The following is a 6,826-nucleotide window of genomic DNA, read 5'->3' as shown; positions in this document are numbered from 1 at the left end:
ATACCTTCGGGATCATCGCCCGAGCGGGTGAATTCATCGGTGTGACACAGGCCCGTGGCCTTCATCTCAACCAGAACTTCGCCCCGCTTGGGACCCTCAAGGTTCACCTCCATGACCTCAAGCGGTTTGCCCGCCTCAACAGCTACTGCCGCGCGTGTTCTCATCATTTGGAGCATCCTTTTTCTGTTTGGCGCAAAAGGCAGATATTGGGCGTTATTGTCAAGTGTGGGGCATAGGGCGGGGGCCAGCCCCCGTGGCCGCGAGGCGGCCCCTCCCCCGGGATTTAGATCCATTTGGAAATATGGCCGCGTTAGGTTGACGCGAAAGTGATATGCCCGTTGCAAATGGTCAGTCGTGCAGAGGCATCCGTAATCCGGGCCGGGTCCAGTGTTGTGATGTCATGGGACAGCACCACAATATCCGCAAGCATACCGGGGGCAAGACGCCCCTTTTGGTGTTCGCGGAATTCGACCCAGGCGTTGTCGCGGGTGTAGCTGGCAAGGGTTTGCATCAGGCTTTGGGTTTGATCGACCCAATCCGGCCCCAGATCCAGCGGCGCAATTGCTGCTTTGATATTTGTCATGACGTCGACCCCGATCACGGGCCAATCGGTGCTGAAAATCATCGGCGCGCCACTGTCGCGCAATTGGGTCCATGGGTAAGCCGTCGGGATCTGATGCGGGTGCAGATATTTACCGACGCCCGTGGGTGGGAATATCCCGCCAAAAGGCGCGTGGCCGGGTTGGATGGACGCCACAGCCCCCAGTTCGGCAAGGCGCGGTACGTCATCGGGGTGCATCGTTTCCAGGTGTTCGATCCGGTGGCGGCTGTCGCGTTTTCCATTTGCGATTTGGGCCGTTTGATACGCATCGAGTGTGCGCCGCACACCGCCGTCACCAATGGCATGCACCGCGATCTGGAGGCCCATTTCGTCAATGCGCGTGCAGGCTTCGTTAAAATGTTCGGCGCTGAACACCGGATCGCCGTAGGTGTTGGTGGTATCGGGATAGGGCTGCAACATGAGCGCGGTGCGCCCTTCGATCACGCCATCAACGAACATCTTGACCGTGCCGGAATAGACCATGTCGCCCGTATATGTCGCGGTCATCGTGGCGGCCTCGGACAGGCGGTCAAGCGGATCTTCGGGCCGCAGATGGAAGGGCACAGATACGCGGCACAGCAAGGTGCCTTCGGCCTCCATCTCGGAGAGCAGTTCAAGCTGGTAGAAGTTCCCATCCATGCATTGCACACCGGTGATCCCTTGGGCCGCGCAATGTTGCATACCGCGGGCGAGTGCAGCTTTGTCCTTGGCGCGGTCCGACTGGCTTGGCGTGGGCACCGGGTCTTTGCCCGAAATCAGCCCGGCCAGATCGCGCCCGCCGTGGCGTGTGAGGGCCAGCACCGCCGCATAGGCCCCCGGTTCGCGCAGCTCGCCGGTTGCCACGCCATCATCGCCCATCACGATTTCGCAGCCCGCTGCCGTTTCCCCGCCCCGTTCGATCCCTGCCAATTGCAATGCAGCCGTGTTTGCCCAGACGGTGTGGTGATCAGGGGCGAACATGGCGAAGGGCCGGTCGGGGCAGACGGTATCCAGATCGTGCCGGGTCGGGGTTTTGTCGGCATGCAGGATCGCATAATCCGCCTGCACCGCGAACAGGATCGCATCGTCGGGGGTGTTCGCGGCATAGGGGGTGACAGCGTCTTTCAACGCGGCGCGCCCTTGGACACCGTGCAAATCCAGATACCCCAATTCGACCGACCCACAGAACAGGTGGACATGACTGTCTATGAAACCCGGCATCACCGTGGCCTTGCCCGCGTCGATCAATCGGGTTTCAGGCCCCGCCAGTGCCCGCATTTCCGCATCGGTGCCGAGGGCGCTAATTTTACCGCTCCCTATGGCAATTGCTGTCGCCCCTTGGGTGGAGGCGTCAAAGGTGATCAGCGCGCCGTTCACGATAATCAGATCGGGGGGTGTCGTCATGGCGGTGGCATCCTTCTGGTGGCGCTATGTTTTTTTCAGGCTAATCCCATGGCGGCGCGCACTGCAAGACGTGCCGTGACTATTGGCCGGTCGCAAATTGCAATGCGTCGATCATCGCCGCAATTTCGGCGCTTTCGGGGAGGTTTTGACGCAAACTGATCCCGACCGGCCCCGCCATCATCGGCGCGTGCAGCGGTATGGCGCGCAAGCTGCCCTGTGCCAGTTCTTGGGCGACCACCCCGCGCGAAATGAACCAGATCGCATCGGTTTCGATCAAAACCTGACGGCCAAAGGCAAGGGACACAGTTTCGAACGCCGGGGTCAGATCGTCATGGCCAATGCTGCGCAAATACGCCCGGACAAGCGGGCCGATCACGGCTCCGGGCGGTGGCAGGATCAACGGAAACCGGCCAAGGGCATCGGCATCGGCATCGGCATCGAAATGATCCGCCCAAGGGTGCCCCGCACGCACAACCGCGACGACGTCTTCGGTATAAAGCTGGCGAAAGCTCAGCCCTTCCATCCGTGCGGCCTCGGCCATGCGGCCCACAACCAGATCCAAACGCCCCTCGCGCAGTTGCGACAACAACAGCCAGTTCGGTCCGGTGGACACCCGCACCAGACATTGCGGCTGCACCGTGCGAAACCGGATTGCCGCGCGCGGCACCAGTTGCGTCGCCGCTGTTGGCAATGCGCCGATGGCCAGCCGCGTCTGCGCGGGCTCGGCCCCCTGCCGTGTGGCGCGCACCAGCGTTGTCATGGCCGACCCGGCAAGCTTTTGAAACGCCTGCCCGGCCTTGTTCAGCCGAAGCTGCCGAAGCGAGCGGTCAAACAGTTGCTGGCCGATGATATCCTCAAGCTCGCGCAGGGTTTTGGATACCGCAGGCTGGCTGACGCCCAGTTGATCGGCCGCCGCCACGATGGAACCAGCTTGGGCGATATCCAAAAACGTCGAGATGTGTCGCAAGCGCAGGCGAGGGTCTAGTTTCATAACTGCATGGTTATGCAAATTCCTGTGTTTCTCAATATCTTTAGGGTAAATGTTATGCGAAAACGAGGTCAATTCCAAAGGGAGCGGAGAATGTCAGACAAATACGAGACCGGAATGAAAACCCGCCGCAAGGTTTTGGGCGATGCCCATGTCGACAAGGCCGAAGCCGCAAAGACCGATTTCGACCAGCCTTTCCAGACGCTTATCACCGAAGGTGCTTGGGGCACCGTGTGGTCCAGCGACAATATCACCCATCGCGAACGGTCGATGTTGACGCTAGCCTTGTTGGCGGCAACCGGCAATTTCGAGGAAATCCCCATGCATATCCGTGCCACTGCCAACACCGGTGCCAGCAAAACCGATGTGATGGAGGCATTTCAACACGTGGCCATCTATGCGGGGGTGCCAAAGGCGAACCATGCGCTTAAACTGGCAAAACAGACCTACAAGGAAATGGGAGTGGACCTATGACCGATCAGAATGGTGCGTTCTTTCACCGCGACCGCGGCTGGCAGCCGCAGGCCTATACCCCGAATTACAAAACATCTGTCGTGCGGTCGCCGCAAAAGGCGCTGATTTCGATGAACACGACGCTCAGTGAACAGACGGGGCCGGTGTTTGGTCACAACATTCTGGGTGCCTTGGATAATGACCTGATCCTGAATTACGCCGCTGAAGGCGAGATGGCGATTGGCGAGCGGATCATCGTGCATGGTCGCGTGCTGGACCAGAACGGTCGCGGCATCCCCGGTGTTCTGCTGGAATTCTGGCAGGCAAATGCGGGCGGGCGCTATCGCCACAAGAAAGAGGGCTACCTTGCCCCGCTTGACCCCAACTTTGGCGGTTGCGGGCGTACGGTTACGGATGAAAACGGCGGCTATAGTTTCCGCACGATCAAGCCGGGTGCCTATCCCTGGCCCAACCGTGCAAACGACTGGCGTCCCGCGCATATCCACTTTTCGTTATTCGGCAGCGGCTTTGCCCAGCGTCTGATTACGCAGATGTATTTCGAGGGTGACCCCCTGATCTGGAAATGCCCCATCGTCGAAACAATCCCGTCGCGCGAAGCGATCGAGCAGTTGATTGCGCCGCTGGATATGGAGAACACGGTGCCCATGGACGCGCGCGCCTACAAGTTCGATATGGTCCTGCGTGGTCGCAGATCGACCCTGTTCGAGAACCGCAAGGAGGGCAATTGATGCAAGAGCTGAAACACCTCAAGGAAAGCGCATCCCAGACCGCTGGGCCCTATGTCCACATCGGTTGCGTGCCGAATTTCTGCGACATCAAGGGCGTCTATCCCCATGATCTGGGCGATACGATGGTCAATGCCGATACACTTGGCGACCGCATCAACATCAAGGGCACCGTGTTCGACGGCACCGGCACCCCGCTCAAGGATGCGATGGTCGAGATCTGGCAAGCCGATGCGAACGGTATGTACCCCAACAACGATCCGCGCGGGGCTGCGGACCCGAACTTTACCGGATGGGGCCGCAAGGCTGGCGACTATGACACGGGCGAATGGGCGTTTGATACGATCCGCCCGGGTGCCGTGCCGTTTCCCGACGGGCGGATGATGGCCCCGCATATCACATTCTGGATTGTGGCGCGGGGCATCAACATTGGCCTGCACACCCGCATGTATTTCCCCGATGCCGACAACAGCACCGACCCGTTGCTGACCCGCATCGAACATCAAAACCGCGTGCCGACCCTGATCGCGGAGAAAGAGGCCGACGGCGTCTATCGGTTTGATATCCATCTTCAGGGCGAGAAAGAAACGGTATTTCTAGATGTCTGATCCTTGTATCCTATGCGTTGCCATTACGGGCAGCGTCCCCACCAAAGCCGCCAACCCCAACGTGCCAATTTCGGTCGCCGAACAGGTCGAAAGCACCCACGAGGCGTTTGAGGCCGGGGCCAGCATCTGCCACGCTCATGTGCGCAACGACGATGAAACGCCATCATCGGACCCAGAAAAATTTGCCCGTCTCAAGGAAGGTCTGGAAAAGCACTGCCCCGGCATGATTATCCAGTTTTCCACGGGCGGCCGTTCCGGTGCCGGTAAAACCCGTGGCGGCATGCTGTCGCTGCGCCCTGATATGGCGTCGCTGTCGGTGGGGTCCAATAACTTTCCGACCCGCGTCTACGAGAACCCGCCGGATCTGGTTGATTGGCTGGTCTCGGAAATGCGCACCTACGAGGTCGTGCCCGAAGTCGAAGCCTTTGACCTGAGCCACATCCTGCAAGCCATCCAGCTTCACAAAGCCGGCAAGCTGTACGGGCGGCTTTATGTGCAATTCGTGATGGGTGTGAAAAATGCGATGCCAGCCGACAAGGCCGTATTCGATTTCTATGTTGAACAGGTCAAGGCACGTGCCCCCGATGCGGCATGGTGTGCGGCAGGTATCGGCCCCAACCAGATCGTTGTGAACGAATGGGCGATTGCGGCGGGCGGCCACACCCGTGCAGGTCTTGAGGATAACGTGCGCCTTGACCGCGACACGCTGGCCCCGTCAAACGCAGCGCTGATCAAGCGCGCCGCTGACCTATGCGAAAAATACGAACGCCCCGTCGCCACATGGCAACAAGCCCGCGAGATTTTGGGCCTGCGCAGCGTCACCGTCTAAGAAACCCGCCTGCCCGCTGCGTCAGTTCAGACGCACGGGCAGGTTCAACGGCCCCCGAAAGCCGAAACCGGACCAGACCACGCTTGCCGGGTCCACCAGTTCCATATTCGGGAAACGTTCAAACAGCATTGGCAGCAGTACCTTGCCCACCGTGTGGCGCGAGATGTGGATGCCCATGCAGTGATGCGGCCCGTTGCCGAACGACTGATGCGCCGATGCATTGCGGAACGCGTTATACAGATGCCCGTCTTCAAACACCTCTTCGTCGTGGTTGGCGGATGCCTGCGACGTCATCACCACATCGCCTTTGGGAATGGTGAAACCCCTGATTTCCGTATCCTCAAGTGCCACCCGAGAGCTGACCTGAATGGGGGCGACCCAGCGCACCCCTTCTTCGAACGCATCGCTCCATGCGCCCTTTGATTTCACTTCTTCCAACTGGTCGGGGTTCGTCAGCAGCCCGTAAAGAATGGTCAGCAGCGCATCACGGGGTTCATTAATCCCGCCGCCAATGGCGATTTTGATGTTCGATATAATCTGGCTCATCTCTATGGGATCGTCCGCATTGACCATCACAGACAGCGCGGACTGGTCCGGATCGGCCTTGAGCCGTTCAACCATGCGCGCGATCTCGGCGTTCATCTCGATATTGGCGGCGGCGACCCGTTCAAACGGTTCATCCGCCCAGCCGAAATTTCCCGCCCCGTCAATCAACGCTTGCGACCAGTGCTGCATGTCCGCATCCGATGCGTCAGGCATACCCAAAATCTCGGCCAGGATGCGTGCCGCTAGGGGGCCAGCCAGCATCGGAAACAGATCGATTACCTCGTCTCGGGGCAAGCGGTCCAGATAGTCGCTGGCGTGGCGTTCATAGGAGGGCACCCATATCGTCTTGATGTTACGGGCCGAAAACGTGGGCACCATCGCCATGCGTTCGCGCAAATGGGCGTCGCCGTCCTTGCGCATCAGGGTATGCGCCTCGAACGCCTTTTCCATCGGAGTGTTTGGATCATTGGTGCTGAACAGCGCGGGATTGCCTTTGACAGCACGGGTATCTGCGGCCTTGGTCAACAACGTCCGCCCCAAGGATTTGACCCGCAAGACAGGGCTTTGCGACCGCAACCGCGCATAGATCGGGTACGGGTCACGTGTCAGATCGGCAATCGTTATTGCCTCATCCAGCGGTGCTAATGGCATTGATCCCCTCCCAAGGTCACG

At 59.7% G+C, this 6,826-nt stretch carries 7 protein-coding genes and 1 pseudogene; 4 read left to right on the top strand and 4 right to left on the bottom strand.

What is annotated here, in order from left to right; all coding sequences use genetic code 11:
- From KZZ06_RS19815 to KZZ06_RS19805, 3 genes and pseudogenes are all read right to left on the bottom strand, one after another.
- Positions 1-164 (bottom strand): annotated as a pseudogene (locus KZZ06_RS19815) (S-(hydroxymethyl)glutathione dehydrogenase); the annotation flags it as partial.
- A gap of 146 nt (positions 165-310) precedes the next feature.
- A complete protein-coding gene (locus KZZ06_RS19810; RefSeq protein WP_219581740.1) occupies positions 311-1,984 on the bottom strand; it encodes an amidohydrolase in 1,674 nt (557 codons plus the stop codon).
- A gap of 79 nt (positions 1,985-2,063) precedes the next feature.
- The gene (locus KZZ06_RS19805) at positions 2,064-2,975 is read right to left on the bottom strand and encodes a LysR substrate-binding domain-containing protein (RefSeq protein ID WP_219581739.1); all 912 of its coding nucleotides are present in this window, start codon (positions 2,973-2,975) and stop codon (positions 2,064-2,066) included.
- A 90-nt stretch (positions 2,976-3,065) separates the two neighbouring features.
- Between KZZ06_RS19805 and pcaC the strand changes: the two genes are divergently transcribed.
- Genes pcaC through KZZ06_RS19785 form a run of 4 tightly spaced genes read left to right on the top strand, consistent with a single transcriptional unit; the run spans position 3,066 to position 5,608 of the window.
- Positions 3,066-3,446 (top strand): 4-carboxymuconolactone decarboxylase, encoded by a 381-nt coding sequence (gene pcaC, locus KZZ06_RS19800; protein ID WP_219581738.1) that lies wholly within the window; start codon positions 3,066-3,068, stop codon positions 3,444-3,446.
- Entirely contained in the window at positions 3,443-4,174 is a 732-nt protein-coding gene (gene pcaH, locus KZZ06_RS19795; RefSeq protein ID WP_219581737.1) for a protocatechuate 3,4-dioxygenase subunit beta, read from the top strand. The genes pcaC and pcaH overlap by 4 nt, the downstream gene beginning before the upstream one ends.
- Positions 4,174-4,779: a protocatechuate 3,4-dioxygenase subunit alpha gene (gene pcaG / locus KZZ06_RS19790; protein ID WP_219581736.1), complete on the top strand. Its 606-nt coding sequence runs from the start codon at positions 4,174-4,176 to the stop codon at positions 4,777-4,779. Before pcaH ends, pcaG begins: the two co-directional genes overlap by 1 nt.
- The gene (locus KZZ06_RS19785) at positions 4,772-5,608 is read left to right on the top strand and encodes a 3-keto-5-aminohexanoate cleavage protein (RefSeq protein WP_219581735.1); all 837 of its coding nucleotides are present in this window, start codon (positions 4,772-4,774) and stop codon (positions 5,606-5,608) included. Before pcaG ends, KZZ06_RS19785 begins: the two co-directional genes overlap by 8 nt.
- A gap of 21 nt (positions 5,609-5,629) precedes the next feature.
- On the opposite strand, the gene KZZ06_RS19780 is transcribed toward KZZ06_RS19785, so the two are convergent.
- The gene (locus KZZ06_RS19780; RefSeq protein WP_219581734.1) at positions 5,630-6,805 is read right to left on the bottom strand and encodes a cytochrome P450; all 1,176 of its coding nucleotides are present in this window, start codon (positions 6,803-6,805) and stop codon (positions 5,630-5,632) included.
- Between the last annotated feature and the right edge of the window lie 21 nt (positions 6,806-6,826).

Origin of the sequence: Sulfitobacter sp. CW3 (assembly GCF_019392245.1) — a bacterium.
In the GTDB taxonomy this organism is placed as follows: Bacteria; Pseudomonadota; Alphaproteobacteria; order Rhodobacterales; family Rhodobacteraceae; genus Sulfitobacter.
The sequence above is the reverse complement of the archived record's forward strand: the minus strand, read 5'-3'. Positions and strand labels throughout refer to the sequence as shown.